The sequence below is a fragment of the Cricetibacter osteomyelitidis genome, assembly GCF_004340985.1.
GTDB classification, from domain to species: Bacteria; Pseudomonadota; Gammaproteobacteria; order Enterobacterales; family Pasteurellaceae; genus Cricetibacter; species Cricetibacter osteomyelitidis.
Map to the genome: position 1 here is coordinate 36511 of NZ_SLYB01000013.1, position 14831 is coordinate 51341.

The 14831-nt window shown below is 43.6% G+C and carries 15 protein-coding genes; 14 read left to right on the forward strand and 1 reads right to left on the reverse strand.

Features of this window, described 5'->3' with window-relative positions; all coding sequences use genetic code 11:
* Positions 1 to 4: 4 nt before the first annotated feature.
* Genes EDC44_RS07580 through EDC44_RS07645 form a run of 14 tightly spaced genes read left to right on the forward strand, consistent with a single transcriptional unit; the run spans position 5 to position 13102 of the window.
* Positions 5 to 553: a COG4648 family protein gene (locus tag EDC44_RS07580; RefSeq protein ID WP_131976978.1), complete on the forward strand. Its 549-nt coding sequence runs from the start codon at positions 5 to 7 to the stop codon at positions 551 to 553.
* Between the two features lie 2 nt (positions 554 to 555).
* Positions 556 to 2274, forward strand: coding sequence for an ApeI family dehydratase (locus tag EDC44_RS07585; RefSeq protein WP_131976980.1), 1719 nt, complete (start codon positions 556 to 558; stop codon positions 2272 to 2274).
* Complete coding sequence (locus tag EDC44_RS07590; RefSeq protein ID WP_131976982.1) at positions 2271 to 2993, forward strand: glycosyltransferase family 2 protein; 723 nt, start codon at positions 2271 to 2273, stop codon at positions 2991 to 2993. The genes EDC44_RS07585 and EDC44_RS07590 overlap by 4 nt, the downstream gene beginning before the upstream one ends.
* Entirely contained in the window at positions 2993 to 3907 is a 915-nt protein-coding gene (locus EDC44_RS07595; protein ID WP_131976984.1) for an LpxL/LpxP family acyltransferase, read from the forward strand. Before EDC44_RS07590 ends, EDC44_RS07595 begins: the two co-directional genes overlap by 1 nt.
* A gap of 1 nt (position 3908) precedes the next feature.
* Positions 3909 to 4337, forward strand: coding sequence for an acyl-CoA thioesterase (locus tag EDC44_RS07600; protein WP_131976986.1), 429 nt, complete (start codon positions 3909 to 3911; stop codon positions 4335 to 4337).
* An 8-nt stretch (positions 4338 to 4345) separates the two neighbouring features.
* Positions 4346 to 4936: an outer membrane lipoprotein carrier protein LolA gene (locus tag EDC44_RS07605; protein WP_131976988.1), complete on the forward strand. Its 591-nt coding sequence runs from the start codon at positions 4346 to 4348 to the stop codon at positions 4934 to 4936.
* The gene (locus EDC44_RS07610; protein WP_131976990.1) at positions 4926 to 7262 is read left to right on the forward strand and encodes an MMPL family transporter; all 2337 of its coding nucleotides are present in this window, start codon (positions 4926 to 4928) and stop codon (positions 7260 to 7262) included. Before EDC44_RS07605 ends, EDC44_RS07610 begins: the two co-directional genes overlap by 11 nt.
* Entirely contained in the window at positions 7259 to 8506 is a 1248-nt protein-coding gene (locus EDC44_RS07615; RefSeq protein ID WP_131976992.1) for an NAD(P)/FAD-dependent oxidoreductase, read from the forward strand. Before EDC44_RS07610 ends, EDC44_RS07615 begins: the two co-directional genes overlap by 4 nt.
* 25 nt (positions 8507 to 8531) lie before the next feature.
* Positions 8532 to 8987 (forward strand): hypothetical protein, encoded by a 456-nt coding sequence (locus EDC44_RS07620; RefSeq protein WP_131976994.1) that lies wholly within the window; start codon positions 8532 to 8534, stop codon positions 8985 to 8987.
* Between the two features lie 15 nt (positions 8988 to 9002).
* Complete coding sequence (locus tag EDC44_RS07625; protein WP_131976996.1) at positions 9003 to 10205, forward strand: beta-ketoacyl-ACP synthase; 1203 nt, start codon at positions 9003 to 9005, stop codon at positions 10203 to 10205.
* Positions 10190 to 10669, forward strand: coding sequence for a hotdog family protein (locus EDC44_RS07630; RefSeq protein ID WP_131976998.1), 480 nt, complete (start codon positions 10190 to 10192; stop codon positions 10667 to 10669). The genes EDC44_RS07625 and EDC44_RS07630 overlap by 16 nt, the downstream gene beginning before the upstream one ends.
* Before the next feature lie 41 nt (positions 10670 to 10710).
* Positions 10711 to 11136 carry a lipoprotein gene (locus EDC44_RS07635; RefSeq protein WP_165870241.1) on the forward strand — a complete coding sequence of 142 codons (426 nt, stop codon included), beginning with the start codon at positions 10711 to 10713 and terminating at the stop codon, positions 11134 to 11136.
* Between the two features lie 17 nt (positions 11137 to 11153).
* Positions 11154 to 11882 (forward strand): 3-oxoacyl-ACP reductase FabG, encoded by a 729-nt coding sequence (gene fabG / locus EDC44_RS07640; RefSeq protein ID WP_131977002.1) that lies wholly within the window; start codon positions 11154 to 11156, stop codon positions 11880 to 11882.
* Positions 11876 to 13102, forward strand: coding sequence for a beta-ketoacyl-ACP synthase (locus tag EDC44_RS07645; protein WP_131977004.1), 1227 nt, complete (start codon positions 11876 to 11878; stop codon positions 13100 to 13102). The genes fabG and EDC44_RS07645 overlap by 7 nt, the downstream gene beginning before the upstream one ends.
* 46 nt (positions 13103 to 13148) lie before the next feature.
* On the opposite strand, the gene EDC44_RS07650 is transcribed toward EDC44_RS07645, so the two are convergent.
* A complete protein-coding gene (locus tag EDC44_RS07650) occupies positions 13149 to 14738 on the reverse strand; it encodes an ABC transporter substrate-binding protein (RefSeq protein WP_131977006.1) in 1590 nt (529 codons plus the stop codon).
* Between the last annotated feature and the right edge of the window lie 93 nt (positions 14739 to 14831).

Here is a 14831-nt window from a genome sequence, read left to right on the forward strand (position 1 = left end):
TGTAATGAACAAAGGGGTAAAAATTGCTGTGGGTGCGGCCGTTGCCGTGCTATCCGTCAGTTACCCTTTTTTACTTTATTTTGCCCGCGAGTACATTGATTTTCGTTATTTATTGTTGTTGATGTTGGGATTATGGCTGTTGCGTAGTGTTTGGCAAAAAAATCAATCTCAACAAATTATTAGCTGGGTAATCAGCCTGTTTTTGGCTTGTTCGTGGTTTATCAACAATGAAAATTTAATGTATTGGTATCCGGTTCTAATAAGCGGTGCAATGTTCTTTGTTTTTGCAATGAGCTTGTTTTCAGCACAAAGTATGATAGAACGCTTTGCCCGCCTGCAATATTCGGATTTGCCGCCGGAAGGGGTGATTTATACCAGACAAGTGACTAAAATTTGGTTAGGATTTTTTATGCTTAACTCAGCAATCACCATTGTGTTAATCTATTGGGATAAAAGCTGGTGGGCTATTTATACGGGATTGATTTCCTATTTATTAATGGGCGGCTTGTTCGCCGGTGAATGGTGTTATCGCAAATTTAAATTAAAAATATAACTATGAATGCATTTTCCCCTTTTGATTTGTCACAATTTTCCTATTACGTGCAAGCTGAAAAACGTTGCGAAAACGCACCGCACTTTGCTGCAGAAACCCTTGCCCTTGCCGCACATTTACCGCCAAAAGCCAAAGTTGTATTGTGGTTTCGCGAAAGCCAATATTTTATTCAAGCGTTAATCGCCGCCTGGAAAACGCAAGCAGAAATATTTGTCTTGCCGGATTTATCGGATAGCAATCTGCAATGGGCCAATGCACAGGATTACTGTTTAACGGACGATGGAAATTTAATTCTCAGTATTCCTGTTTATTCCTTAACGGAACAAGCCCGTCATCCCGTCAATCTATTACCGGCACAAACCGTTGACAGTACGCAAGCGATTTCACCCGATGCAGTATTGTGGCTGAAAACCTCCGGTTCCAGCGGCACGCCGAAACTGATTAAGAAAACCTTGTGGCAATTCCAAGCGGAAGCGGAAATGCTGAAAAATCACTTTAAAATTTCTATTGATGATTTAATTCTCAACACGGTGAGCCAACAACATTTATACGGCTTAACATTTTGTATTATGTTGCCGCTGTTTTCTTATGCGGCGATTTGTTCGGAACAATGGATTTTTCCTGAAATGCTGATTGAGCAAACCTTGCAATCGGATCGCAAAGTCACGTGGATTGCCAGCCCGATGTTGCTCAATCATTTTGCCGAACATCATAAATGGTCGGTATTTCAAGATAAAGTTTGTCGTATTTTTTCTGCCGGCGGGAAGTTGCCGGAGACCACCGCAGAGCTGTTTGCTCAGCACGGTTTAGCCATTGATGAAATTTACGGCAGCACAGAAACCGGTGTTATTGCCACCCGCAAAGGGCAGCTTGAATGGCAAGCCATGCCGAGCGTGCAATTCCGACACAATGAAAATCAACTCAATGTAATGTCAAATTGGATCGCTCAGCCAGAGTCTTTAAATGATGTGCTGGAATTTAAAGATGAAAACCGCTTTGTGTTGCAAGGTCGTCAAGATCGCATAATGAAACTGGCGGACAAACGTATTTCCTTGGATTTGGTAGAAGACAAATTAAATCAATCGGATTGGGTGAAAGAATGTTATTGTTTTAAACATCCGGAACAACCCCGTTTAATCGCCTTAACCGTATTAACTCAAGACGGTATTCGTTTTTTGCAAGAGAAAGGGCGCAAAACCTTGATTAATGCGTTGTCTGCCGAACTCAAACAGCAATTAGGCAATTTAGCCACACCGCGTTTTTGGCGATTTATTACTGCATTACCGCGTAATACGCAGGGCAAAATTATTAAAGCCGAAGCCTTAGCGTTATTTGAACATAAACTGAAAGAACCTGCTTGGCAACCGGTTCAATCGGTGACGAGCCGGGATCTTAAACAATCTCAAGAACAACAATTTATCGGCACTATTCCCTTAGATTTACGCTATTTTACCGGTCATTTCGCCGATTTTCCTTTGGTTCCCGGCGTGGTACAGTTGCAATGGGCGATTCAGCTGGCAGAATCTTTGGGCTTGCCGCCACATATTAAAGGCGTAGAAAATTTAAAATATCAGCAATTCATCCGCCCCGATAATGACATTACAGTGAACCTGCGTTGGGATGCCTGCAAAGGCAAACTGAATTTCAGTGTGACCAAGCAAGACAATGAGCAAACCTTAACCTGTGCTTCCGGTCGTATTGTTTATCAGGTGGCAGAATGAAAACCGTAGCTTTAATTCCCTACTATAATCACCCGGCTACCATTGAGGCGGTAGTAGAAAAAATTCAAACTCAAGGGTTAAATTGCATTGTGGTGGATGATGGTTCCGATACTGAAAGCAAAGCCGCATTAATCCCCTTAAAAAACCTAAAAGGCGTGACGGTAATTCATCGGGAACAAAACGGCGGCAAGGGAGCTGCTGTAAAAACCGGATTTTTATATGCCATTGAACAAGGCTATGATTATGCCTTGCAAGTGGATGCGGATGGCCAGCACAATTTATCGGACATCGGTCAATTTCTGCAATTAAGCCAAGCCCATCCCAATGAGTTGATTTGCGGCATTCCCATTTATGGCAATGATGTGCCGAAAGCCCGTTTATACGGTCGTAAAATTACCAATTTTTGGATTGCAATCAATACATTATCAATGAGCATTCCGGACGGAATGTGTGGTTTTCGTTTATATCCGCTGCAAGCGATTAGTCGATTAAATTTTGCCGAAATCGGCGATTTTATGGATTTCGATGTGGAAATTTTAGTGCGTTTACATTGGCTCGGCATCAAAATGCAATGGTTACCCACTGCCGTACATTATACCGATGGCGGAGTTTCCCATTTCCGAGCCTGGCAGGATAATTTGCTGATTAGCAAAATGCACTCACGTTTATTTTTTACAATGATTTTTAACAAAATCAAACAATTATTGAGAATAAAATAATGAGTCATTGGGCACAAAAACGGGAACGTGGCAATCGGTTTGTTCTCAAACTCAGTGCGTTATTAGTGAAATATACTCCGGCATGGATGATGAAAATCATCACCGTGTTGATTGTAAGCTATTTTTATCTTACCTCCCCGCAAGAACGCCGAGCCATTGCGGAATATCAACAAAAATTAGCGGCTTATACGGGTAAAACACCCTTTAAAGTGCGGTCGGTTTTCACCCAGTTTTTACAATTCGCCGAAGCTATTCAAGATCGTTTCGCCGTTTGGCAACAACGGCTGACTTATGAGGATATTGCCATATTCGATCCCGATAATTTGTATGCGGATATTCGCAACAGCGGTAACGGCGAACGCGGGCAAATGCTGGTTTGCTCTCATTTGGGCAATGTGGAAATTTGCCGCACCTTAGCCGTTCATCACAAAATGCTGAAACTCAATGTATTGGTTCACAGCAAACACGCCGAAGCCTTTAATGCGGTGCTACAAGAATTAGGCGGCAGCACATTGAATTTAATTCAAGTGAGCGAGCTGGATATGGCAACTATGTTGCAATTAGAGGAACGGGTGGCACAGGGCGAATGGATTGCTATCGCCGCGGATCGCGTACCGGTGCGGGGTGAAAAAACCGTAGAAGTGGATTTTCTAAACGCCAGTGCGGATTTTCCGCAAGGCCCGTGGCTATTAGCCGGCTTACTGAAAACACCGGTAAATTTGCTGTTTTGTCATAAAGTCAGCGGCAAATATCAACTGCATTTATCTCGTTTGACGGATAAAATCAACTGGGGAAAACGTCAACGTGAGGAATCGGTAAAATACTGGTCGCAACGTTTTGCGGATGAATTGGCCAAACGCTGTGCAGAAGTGCCGTTACAATGGTTTAATTTTTATTCTTTTTGGAAAAAATAAAATGCGGAAAAAAGGTTGTTTTGCGGTCGAAACCGAAATTAAAGTACCATTTTTTGATGTGGATAGTTTAAATATCGTGTGGCACGGCAACTATGTGAAATACTTGGAAGTGGCTCGCTGTGCCTTGCTTGATGCTTTGGATTACAACTATATCACAATGAAACAATGCGGCTATATGTGGCCGGTGATTGCAGTGGAATTAAAATATGTGAAACCGGCAATATTCGGAGCGGATTTAATCGTGCGAGCCGAACTGGTGGAATGGGAAACCCGCTTAAAAGTAAATTACACTATTTTTGATAAAGCCAGCGGCGAGCGTTTAACCCGAGCCAGTACCACGCAAGTGGCGGTGGATTTAATCACCCACGAAATGCAATTTACTACACCTGAAAGCTGGCAAAGTGCGGTGAGAAAAGTGATCAATTTATAGGAAATATAATGAAAAAGTTACTCGCTATTATTTTAATTTTTACTAATTTGTGTTCTTACGCTTTCGATGTGGCGGAACTGGAACAGCAGCTACGTCAAACCAAAATCGTGCAAGGACAATTTATACAACAACGTTTTTTAAAAGGCTTGGACAAACCTATCGTAAGTTCCGGGCAATTTGCGTTGGCACAAGGGAAAGGCTTGCTATGGCAAATGGAAAAGCCGATTACTAACACAATGCGTGTCACACCGCAACAGGGCATTGAATATCTCATCAATAATCAATGGGCGAAAAAGAAACAATCTACTGCAGCGGAAACTCAACAGATTCAATTATTTTTAAACCTATTGGAAGGCAATACCCAAGGCTTAAAAGAACAATTTAATTTGCAGCTGCAAGGCAATGCCGCTCAATGGCAATTACAACTTACGCCGAATTCCTTTTTAATTAAAAATATTTTCAATAAAATTGAAATTCAAGGCGGCAAAACAGTGCAACAAATCGACCTATACGAAACCCAAGGTGATAACAGTCGGATTTTATTGCAGCAACAACGCCTCAATCAATCATTGACAGGACTACCGCCAAATGCACTCTAATTCCGAGAAAAAGCCGTTATTTGCCGCAATTTGTTATTTAATTGCGGTCACTGCATTACTTTTTTACGGAATTTGGACAGCCCAACAACGAACGGTGGTGGATGGCGATTTAATGTCGCTTTTACCGTCGGAATCACAATCTGCGTTGCAACAGCAAGCGGTAAGTCAAATCAATCAACAGCTCAATCAACAAATTCTCGCTTTAGTCGGTGCGAAAGACAGCGAAAGTGCGGTGAGTTTTGCTAAAGATTTGGTAGAAAGTTGGCAGCACAGCGACTTATTTCAACGGATTGATTGGCAAGCCAATTCAGCACCGGAAATATTACAACAAAATCTGACCGCACTTCGCCTCGCGGCCTTGCCAAAAGACATTGCGGCACTTTCACCGCAGGATTTTCTCACCCAACGGGCGCAACAAATCGCCGATCCTTTTGCTTTGTCATTATTACCGCTGTCACAAGATTGGCTTGGCTTCGGCAATGCGATATTAAGCCGCTTAAGCAATCATTCTAACGTTACCTTAGATCTCAACAGCAACAGCTTCCAAGTGCAGGAACAAGATAAAACCTGGGTGTTGGTGCGGGCAATATTAAAGCCTGCAAGCAAAGGCAATTTACTACATTTACTGCAAACGAACCAACAACATATTCAGCACCGACAAGGCGAATTATTACTTACCGGCGGGGCAATTTATGCCGCACTTGGTCAGGCTCAGGGACAACAAGAAAGCAGCATAATGTCTGCCATTGGCTTATCGGCAATGTTACTAATTTTGTGGTTGGCGTTTCGCACCGTAAGATTACTGTATTTGATTTTGCCAATGGGATTAGGCTTGGCAAGCGGGGCTGTCGCCTGTATTCTGATTTTCGGCAAAATTCATTTGCTTACCTTGGTGATTGGCACCAGCTTAATCGGCTTAGCGATTGATTTCCCGTTGCATTGGTTGGCTCATAGCTGGCAAACGCAATGGCAGGCTTTTTATTTTATCCGTACTACGTGGAAGCCTTTTGCAATCGGATTGTTTACCACTATTATCGGCTATTTAATGTTACTGTGGACACCTTTAACGATTTTGCAGCAAACCGCCGTATTTTCTATTTTTGCCTTGTTGTCGGCTTTTTGTTGCACTCTTTGGATATTGCCGTTTTGCTTTGCCAAATGGCAGCCAAAAACGACCGCACTTTTACCGCATATCATTGAAAAAGTGCGGTGTAAAATCGAGCAATTTTGGTGCATTGCTAACAGCAAAATATATTGGGTGATTGGACTAATGCTGATTGCCGGCCTTGTTAAACCACCGCTGTGGCACGATGATATTCGCGATTGGATTTCTACGCCAATGCAATGGCTTAGCCAAGCACAACAGATTGCAGAAAAAACAGGGATTAATCCGACGGGGCAATTTTTTATTTTGCAGGCAGACAACGAATCGGATTTGTTAGCTTTAGATGCCAAGGTTACCGCACAATTAGAACAAATGAAACAACAAGGCAAGTTAGGCGATTTCAATGCTATCAGTCAATTTGTAAATTCCGTGGAAAAACAACGTGAAATTCGGCAAAATCTCGGCAAAATCGCACAATTTGATGCACATTCCCCGCTTGCTCAATTAGGTGTACCGCAATCAGCGTGGCAGCAAGAAATTCAGCAACTACAACAATTAAAAACTGTGGATATCTCCACCGCACTTGCTTCTCCTTTAGCAGAACGTTGGGCGAATTTATGGTTAGGTTCGCAGCCAAAAGGTGTTGCCACAATGATCACCCTGAATCATTTAACGGATATTCAGGCGGTGGCACAAATCGCCGATCAATTTAATGAGCCGTTGAATCACGTGCAATGGGTTGATTATCGCCAAAATTTAAATCATACTTTCGACCAAGCACGCTGGCAGGCTGCGGGATTAAAATTAGTCTCGTTTTTATTGGTGTGGTTATTATTATGGCGGGTTTATGGTCGCAAGCAAGCCGGTAAAATTATTGCCGTGCCGTTGCTGTCTGTTTTGTTGACCGTGTTAATGCTTGGTTGGTTAAACGTGCCAATCGGATTATTCAGCATTTTCGGTTTACTGTTGGCATCAGCTATTGGTGTGGATTACGCCATTTACGCCCAGTTAAAAAATATCCGGCCACAAGAACGCCTGAACGGCGTATTTTTAGCTTCTGCCACTACTTTTATTTCATTCGTGCTATTGGCTTTCAGTCAAACTACGGCGGTTGCCCATTTCGGTCTGAGCGTGTCCATCGGCATTGTGTGGAATTTATTATTAGCCGTAAAATTAAATCAAACATCAACATATTTAGAGTCACATAAGGGAAAATTATGAAAACCGTTCATACTGATATTGCTATTATTGGTGCCGGTCCGTCCGGATCTGTGGCAGCAGGTTTATTGCGTAAAAAAGGCTACAAAGTGCTTGTGTTAGAACGCCAAGTCTTTCCGCGTTTTAGCATCGGTGAAAGTCTGCTACCTCATTGTATGGAACTGATTGAAAAAGCGGGAATGGCTGAAACCATTAAAGCCGCAGGCTTCCAACATAAAAACGGTGCTGCCTTTACTTGGGGTAATCGTTACACTTATTTCGATTTCACCGATAAATTCACACCGGGTCCGGGCACCACATATCAAGTGCAACGTGGCATTTTCGATAAAGTGTTAATTGATGAAGCGGAAAAACAAGGTGCGGACGTGTGGTATGAGCATACCGTTCTGGCGGCTGAAACCAATAGCGAGCGGGCAAAATTATTGGTGCGTAATGATAAAACCGGTGAGGAATTTAACGTAGCAGCCAAATTCTTATTGGATGCCAGTGGTTACGGCCGTGTACTAGCCCGTTTATTTGATTTGGAAACGCCAAGTTGTTTGCCGGTGCGTCACGCCCATTTCACCCATATTGAGGACAATATTACAGACGGCGACTTTGATCGTAATAAAATCTTAATCTGTACTCATCCGACACAACGGGATGTGTGGCTATGGTTTATTCCGTTCTCTAACGGCCGTTGTTCTATCGGTGTGGTATCCGAACCGCATAATTTTGCTCACATCAAAGAACAGACTTCCGAAGGGATTTTACGTCAATACGCCAGTGAAATTCCAATGCTAAGCCGTTTAATTCGCAATGCAAAATGGGATACGCCGTTTAACACATTGCAAGGCTATTCCGCCAATGTGAAATCCTTATACGGCGAGCGTTGGGCGTTATTAGGCAATGCCTCTGAATTTCTTGATCCGGTATTTTCATCGGGCGTGACGGTAGCAATGCACTCGTCCGATTTAGCGGTGGAAACCTTAGATAAACAACTTCGCGGCGAACCGACGGATTGGCAAAAAGACTTTGTGGAACCGCTAATGGTGGGCATTAATACCTTCCGTACCTATGTGTTCGGTTGGTATGATAATTCCTTCCAAGATGTGATTTATGAACGCAATCCGAATCCGAAAATCCGTGCAATGATTAGTTCTATCTTGGCAGGCTATGCCTGGGATAGCAATAATCCTTACGTGGAAAAATCCGAACGTCGCTTAAAAGCCTTGGCAGACATTTGCGGCACAGCAACACAAGATTAAATTTAAGATTAAAGGTAAAACTTCAATGAAATTGACCGCACTTTTTTATTCCGCCGCCGTCTTGTTGTTAACCGCCTGCACACAAAGTCAGGTGTTGCCTTCATCGGTGCCGCCGTTGGAGCAAGTACGTCAATATTCATTAGTGAATGAACAAACTCAAGAAAGTTCATTGTTGGTGGTGCAACCTTTTGAGCTTTTTGATCAGAGAGGTCAACGCTGGGTGCAAACCGATGGATTGGGTGCTCCTTTGGCACGCCAAATTCTAACGGAAAAAGGCTGGCAAAACGACGGTTTTTTGCCGCCTAACGCACAGGCTTCACGCCTTTTTTCCGCCATTTTATATTGGCAAACGCCGGAAAAAGTGCGGTCGGATTTATACCAAAATTTAGCTGTCGAGCAATATTGGCAGATCACCAATCTGGGACAACAAGCCATTATCCAAATTAAACAGGATAAATGGCGTGTAATCCCGTTAAATTAAGCAAAAGGATTTTCAATGATTTATTTGCAGCAACCGAGTTTAGTCAGTGCAATGGGCGATAGTCTCAAAGCCAATATTGATTTTTTACTCAGCAATCAACCGCATCCGTTACAACAAAGTCAAAAATGGATTGAAAATCGTTCTATTTTTGTGGGAAATACGCCTAACTTACAAGATCTGCCGGAAAATACCGCAGAAATCTATCGCACACGTAATAATCAATTATTATGGACGGCGGTGCTTCAGCTGGATGCACAAATTCGGCAAGCCATCAAAAAATACGGCAAAGATCGTATTGCAGTGATTATCGGCACGACAAATACGGGAAACGAAGAAAATGTCCCTGCATTTCAACAGCATGCCACACAGCAAAACTGGCAAAACAGCAACTATTGTCACGAATTTCAGCTGCTGTCCTCACCGGCTGATTTTATTGCGGTGCATTATGGTTTAACCGGTCCGTCTTATAGCATTTCCACCGCCTGCACATCCGGGGCGAGAGCTATTATCAGTGCAGAACGCTTGCTTAAGGCCGATTTATGCGATGTAGTGATTTGCGGTGGTGTGGATTCATTGGCACAGCTTGCCATTAATGGTTTTCACACCTTAGAAGCCTTGTCGCAGTCTGTCGCTAACCCCTTTTCCGCAAACCGTGACGGTATTAATATCGGCGAAGGTGCGGCGGTATTTTTAGCAACTCGCGAGCCTAACGGCTTGCCTTTATTAGGTTATGGCAGCAGTTCTGACGCCTATCATATGTCTGCTCCCATTCCGGACGGCAGCGGTGCAATTTCTGCAATTTCCACCGCACTTTCCAGTGCAGGTATCGCCGAGGAGCAAATCGGCTGGGTCAACCTGCACGGCACGGGCACAGTACACAATGATGCAATGGAAAGCACCGCAATGGCACATTGTTTCCCGCAAGGCGTACCTTGCACCGGCACCAAAGCCTTAACAGGGCATACATTAGGTGCTGCCGGCGCGGTGGAAGCCGCTATTTTATGGGGCATTATCAGCCGCGAATTTAATCCTGAAGGAAAATTGCCAAAGCAGCATTGGGACAATCAGCCTGATACGAATTTGCCCGCCATTCAACTCACTGATGAGCACAGCCGTTGGGCGGAAAACCGACCGCGTATCGGCTTAAGTTCATCTTTTGCCTTTGGTGGCAATAATGTCATTTTAGTGATAGGGGAAACCGAATGCAGTTACCCATAATAAATGTGGCTAAATTATTACCGCATTCCGGTGAAATGGTATTGTTGGATGAAATCACACATTATGATGAAAACAACCTGACGGCCTATGCAAATATCACCGAACAGCATATTTTTGTGCAAAACCAACGTTTACCGATGTATATTGCCATTGAAATTATGGCACAAGGCGTGGCGGCTTGGTCGGGCTGTCATTCCACCGATCGTGGCGAGCCGATTAAACTGGGCTTCTTGCTTGGCAGCCGTAAATATGAATTATTTTGTGAAAGTTTGCCCATAAACTGTAAAGTACAAATCAAGGTGGAATCATCCTTGCAAGACAGTAACGGTTTCGGTGTATTTAATGCTACAATGCATTGGATAAGCGGTGAAAAGCCCATTGATTTGCCCGCTGATCATTTATTGGCACGGGCAACGTTGAGTGTGTATAGTCCCAATAATCTTGAGGATTTGCCGCAAAAATAGCACCAAATAAGATATGTTAATTTATTTTGAGAGAAACAATGATGAAAAAAACACTTTTAGGCCTTTGTGCCATTACTGTACTAACTGGTTGTTCCGCAATTAGCAGCACCCCGGTGGAAACCCCTAATAATATTAAACATATTTGTATCCGTAATGTGAAATCACAAATTCCTGATTTTGCTGATTATTTAGCTACCAGTTTACAGAAAAAAGGCATTAAGTCAGAAAAAATGAAAAACTATGCCGGACATTGCAAATACGGTTTGAGTTATACGGTGCGAGCAGATAATCATGCCAATGTTCGCCGTGCCAAATTAATTTTAAACGAATTGCAAAATGGTCAACGCGTTGCTGTGCTAGGTTCAATCTCCTATAAACAACGGGGCGAGGAAAAACAAAAAGCACGTAATGAAGGTATTCAAGCTCAAACCGATACAATGATTGCGGAATTATTCCCGAATAAATAAGAAATATAGGATATTCTATGAAAAAATCCGTCTTAGTCACCGGTTCCAGCCGTGGTATCGGCAAAGCCATTGCATTAGAACTTGCCAAGCAAGGCTATGAAATTGTGGTACATTGCCGTAGCCGTATAGAGGAAGCGGAAGCGGTGAAACAGGAGATTGAAAGTGCGGGCGGTTTTGCCCGGGTTTTGCAATTTGACGTTTCCGACCGCAACCAATGCAAAGCCTTATTGGAAGCCGATGTAGAACAATATGGAGCATATTATGGCGTGGTACTCAATGCCGGCCTAACCCGCGATAATGCTTTTCCGGCATTAAGTGATGAGGATTGGAATCAAGTGCTCCGCACCAACTTAGACGGATTTTATAACGTATTACATCCGGTGATGATGCCAATGATCCGCCGTCGTGCCTCAGGTCGTATTGTGTGTATTACTTCGGTTTCCGGCTTAATCGGGAATCGCGGACAAGTGAATTACAGTGCATCAAAAGCCGGTGTGATTGGTGCGGCAAAATCCTTGGCTATGGAATTGGCGAAACGCAAAATTACCGTTAACTGTGTCGCACCCGGTTTGATCGATACGGATATGTTAGATGAAAACGTACCTATTGATGAAATCCTGAAAATCATTCCGATGCAACGAATGGGCAAACCGGAGGATGTGGCTGCGGCCGTATCGTTTTTAATGTCAGAACAGGCGAATTATATTACTCGCCAAGTCTTAGCTGTGAATGGTGGCTTATGTTAAAAAGAGTTGTAATAACAGGTATCGGCGGCATTACCGCTTTAGGACGTGATTGGGCAACTATTCGGAGCTTCTTTGATCGCGGCGAAAACGCCGTTGTGCGAATGGACGATTGGGATCGCTTCCCTGAACTTAACACTCGCTTAGCAGCACCGATTTTCGATTATAAAGCACCAAATCATTGGACTCGTAAACAACTACGCAGCCTAGGACCGGTATCACAATATTGCGTTGAAGCCGCAGAAATGGCACTGGCCGATGCAGGGTTATCAGACGATCCAAGCATTAAAGACGGCAGAATGGGGGTAGCCAGCGGTTCATCCACCGGTAGCACCAAAGATGTATGCGATTTGGCTCAGCTCATCAGCTTAGGCAAATCCGACGGTTTTAATGCCAATACTTATGTGCGAATGATGCCGCATACCACAGCGGCAAATGTGGCGATTTTCTTTAGCTTAAAAGGTCGTGTCATACCTACTTCCAGTGCTTGTACATCCGGCAGTCAGGCGATCGGCTATGCCTATGAAGCCATTAAATTCGGTCGAATTCCGATGATGTTAGCCGGTGGCGGCGAGGAACTTTGTCCAAGCGAATCCCATGTATTTGATGCCTTATATGCTACCAGCTTGAAAAATGATACGCCAAAACTTACCCCAAGTCCTTACGACAGTAACCGCGACGGTTTAGTTATCGGTGAAGGAGCAGGAATGTTATTGTTAGAGGAATACGAACACGCCAAAGCCCGCGGGGCAAAAATTTACGCGGAAATCGTCGGATTCGGTACAAACTGCGACGGTACACATATTACCCGCCCGGAAAGCGAAACTATGTATCAAGCAATGAAACTTGCCTTAGATGATGCGGCAATACCGCCTTCTTTGATAGGTTATGTGAATGGCCACGGCACCGCCACCGAACAAGGTGATATTGCAGAAACCATCGCCACCAATCGCCTATTTGGCAACCGAGTTGCCATCAGCTCGCAAAAAAGTTATCTCGGTCACACCTTAGGGGCTTGCGGTGCTTTAGAATCCTGGTTCAGCATTGCGATGATGAATGATAACAGCTTCGTACAAACCGCCAATTTAGTGAATATCGACCCACGCTGCGGCGAGTTGGATTACATTCAAAACACAAGCCGTCATATTGAAACCGAGTATGTGATGAACAATAATTTCGCCTTTGGCGGTGTGAATACCTCATTGATATTTAAACGTCTTTAATCCGTAAAAAAGCCTAGCAAACGCTAGGCTTTCTCATATCTATCAATTACTCAACACGCGTGCCATAGAAATAACTATAACCAAACGGGCTTTGTTTATAGTCATGTACACGCAGGCTTAACGGAGCATAGTTGATTGAATGTGCTACGCTGATCCAAGGGGCTTGATCGTGAACGATTTCTTGAGTTTTTTTGTAGATTGTTGTACGTTGCACGTTGTCTTTTAAGCTGATGGCTTGGTTTAACAAATCAGTGTATTCTTTATTACACCAGCGGGAATAGTTGCTGAAACCGACGTTTTCACAGCCTAATAACGGGGATAGGAAGTTATCCGGATCGCCGTTATCGCCTGACCAACCATAGATACCCGCACCCAATTCACCGGCTTTGGTGCGTTTGATGTAATCACCCCACTCATAGCTGACTAATTTTGCTTTCACGCCGATTTTTGCCCAATCCGCTTGCAGTAATTCTGCCATACGGCGCGGATTCGGGTTAGATGCACGCACTACCGGTTGTACCCATAATTCGATTTCTACTCCATCCGCATAACCCGCTTCCGCCAGTAATTGCTTGGCTTTTTCCAAGTCATAAGGATAATCCCGGATTTCGTCGTCATAACCCCACACTGTCGGTGGCAACGGATTTTTCGCCGGAATACCGCCGCCTTGATACACCGCCTCTATAATGGTTTTCTTATCCACCGCATGATTTAAGGCTTGGCGGAATTTTTGATTGTCAAACGGAGCTTTTTCGTTATTTAATGCAATATAAGCCACGTTCATCCCTTCTTGCGACATTAATTGAATTTTCTTATCCGTTTTCATTTTTTCCAAATCTGATGCATTCGGGAAATCCATCATATCGCATTGACCGTTTTGTAATTTCGCATAGCGGGTGGTCGCATCCGGTGTGATGCTGAAAATCAGTGTATCAATAGCCGCTTTACCTTTCCAATAATCTTTATTGGCTAAATAACGGATGGCTTGATCCACTTTATAACCTGCAAACACGAACGGACCGGTGCCTATTGGATCGGTATCAATGGTTTCCGGTTTACCTGCTGCCAACATTTTATCCGCATATTCCGCAGAATAAATGGAAATAAAGTCCATACCCAGGCTGGATAAGAAGGTCGCATCCGGTTTGTTAATGGTGATACGCACAGTGTTATCATCTACTTTTTCCACGGATTTCAGCAAAGTCGGGAATTTCATTGCATTGAAATATGGGTAAGTCCCTTTGGATACCCCATGATAAGGATGATTTTTATCTAACTGACGCATAAAAGAAAACACCACGTCATCCGCATTAAAATCACGGCTTGGAATAAATGCCTTATTGGAATGGAATTTTACGCCTTTGCGTAAATGGAAAGTATAAATTAAACCGTCTTCAGAAATATCCCAACTTTCCGCCAATGCCGGTTCGATTTCCGTAGAACCGCGTTTGAATTCCACCAAGCGATTGAACACTTGTTGCGAACTGGCGTTATAGGAAATACCGTCCATCACCAACGCCGGGCTAAAACCCGACGGCGAACGGCTGGTACAGTTAATAAAGGTGACATCAGCCTGAGCAAACCCCGCAGCGGAAAACGCTACCGCCGCAAGCGATAATTTAGTCGTTAATTTCATTATTATTCCTCCTCATGGAGTGGATTGAGTTGATATCCTGTTAAAGATATAGCCAAAGGGGAATATTGTAAATAACAATATTTTATTTGTTAT

Bases quoted from the DNA above. Each gene is read 5' to 3' on its own strand.
- EDC44_RS07580 (WP_131976978.1), top strand. From the start codon at position 5: ATGAACAAAGGGGTAAAAATTGCTGTGGGTGCGGCCGTTGCCGTGCTA.
- EDC44_RS07585 (WP_131976980.1), top strand. From the start codon at position 556: ATGAATGCATTTTCCCCTTTTGATTTGTCACAATTTTCCTATTACGTG.
- EDC44_RS07590 (WP_131976982.1), top strand. From the start codon at position 2,271: ATGAAAACCGTAGCTTTAATTCCCTACTATAATCACCCGGCTACCATT.
- EDC44_RS07595 (WP_131976984.1), top strand. From the start codon at position 2,993: ATGAGTCATTGGGCACAAAAACGGGAACGTGGCAATCGGTTTGTTCTC.
- EDC44_RS07600 (WP_131976986.1), top strand. From the start codon at position 3,909: ATGCGGAAAAAAGGTTGTTTTGCGGTCGAAACCGAAATTAAAGTACCA.
- EDC44_RS07605 (WP_131976988.1), top strand. From the start codon at position 4,346: ATGAAAAAGTTACTCGCTATTATTTTAATTTTTACTAATTTGTGTTCT.
- EDC44_RS07610 (WP_131976990.1), top strand. From the start codon at position 4,926: ATGCACTCTAATTCCGAGAAAAAGCCGTTATTTGCCGCAATTTGTTAT.
- EDC44_RS07615 (WP_131976992.1), top strand. From the start codon at position 7,259: ATGAAAACCGTTCATACTGATATTGCTATTATTGGTGCCGGTCCGTCC.
- EDC44_RS07620 (WP_131976994.1), top strand. From the start codon at position 8,532: ATGAAATTGACCGCACTTTTTTATTCCGCCGCCGTCTTGTTGTTAACC.
- EDC44_RS07625 (WP_131976996.1), top strand. From the start codon at position 9,003: ATGATTTATTTGCAGCAACCGAGTTTAGTCAGTGCAATGGGCGATAGT.
- EDC44_RS07630 (WP_131976998.1), top strand. From the start codon at position 10,190: ATGCAGTTACCCATAATAAATGTGGCTAAATTATTACCGCATTCCGGT.
- EDC44_RS07635 (WP_165870241.1), top strand. From the start codon at position 10,711: ATGAAAAAAACACTTTTAGGCCTTTGTGCCATTACTGTACTAACTGGT.
- fabG (WP_131977002.1), top strand. From the start codon at position 11,154: ATGAAAAAATCCGTCTTAGTCACCGGTTCCAGCCGTGGTATCGGCAAA.
- EDC44_RS07645 (WP_131977004.1), top strand. From the start codon at position 11,876: ATGTTAAAAAGAGTTGTAATAACAGGTATCGGCGGCATTACCGCTTTA.
- EDC44_RS07650 (WP_131977006.1), bottom strand. From the start codon at position 14,738: ATGAAATTAACGACTAAATTATCGCTTGCGGCGGTAGCGTTTTCCGCT.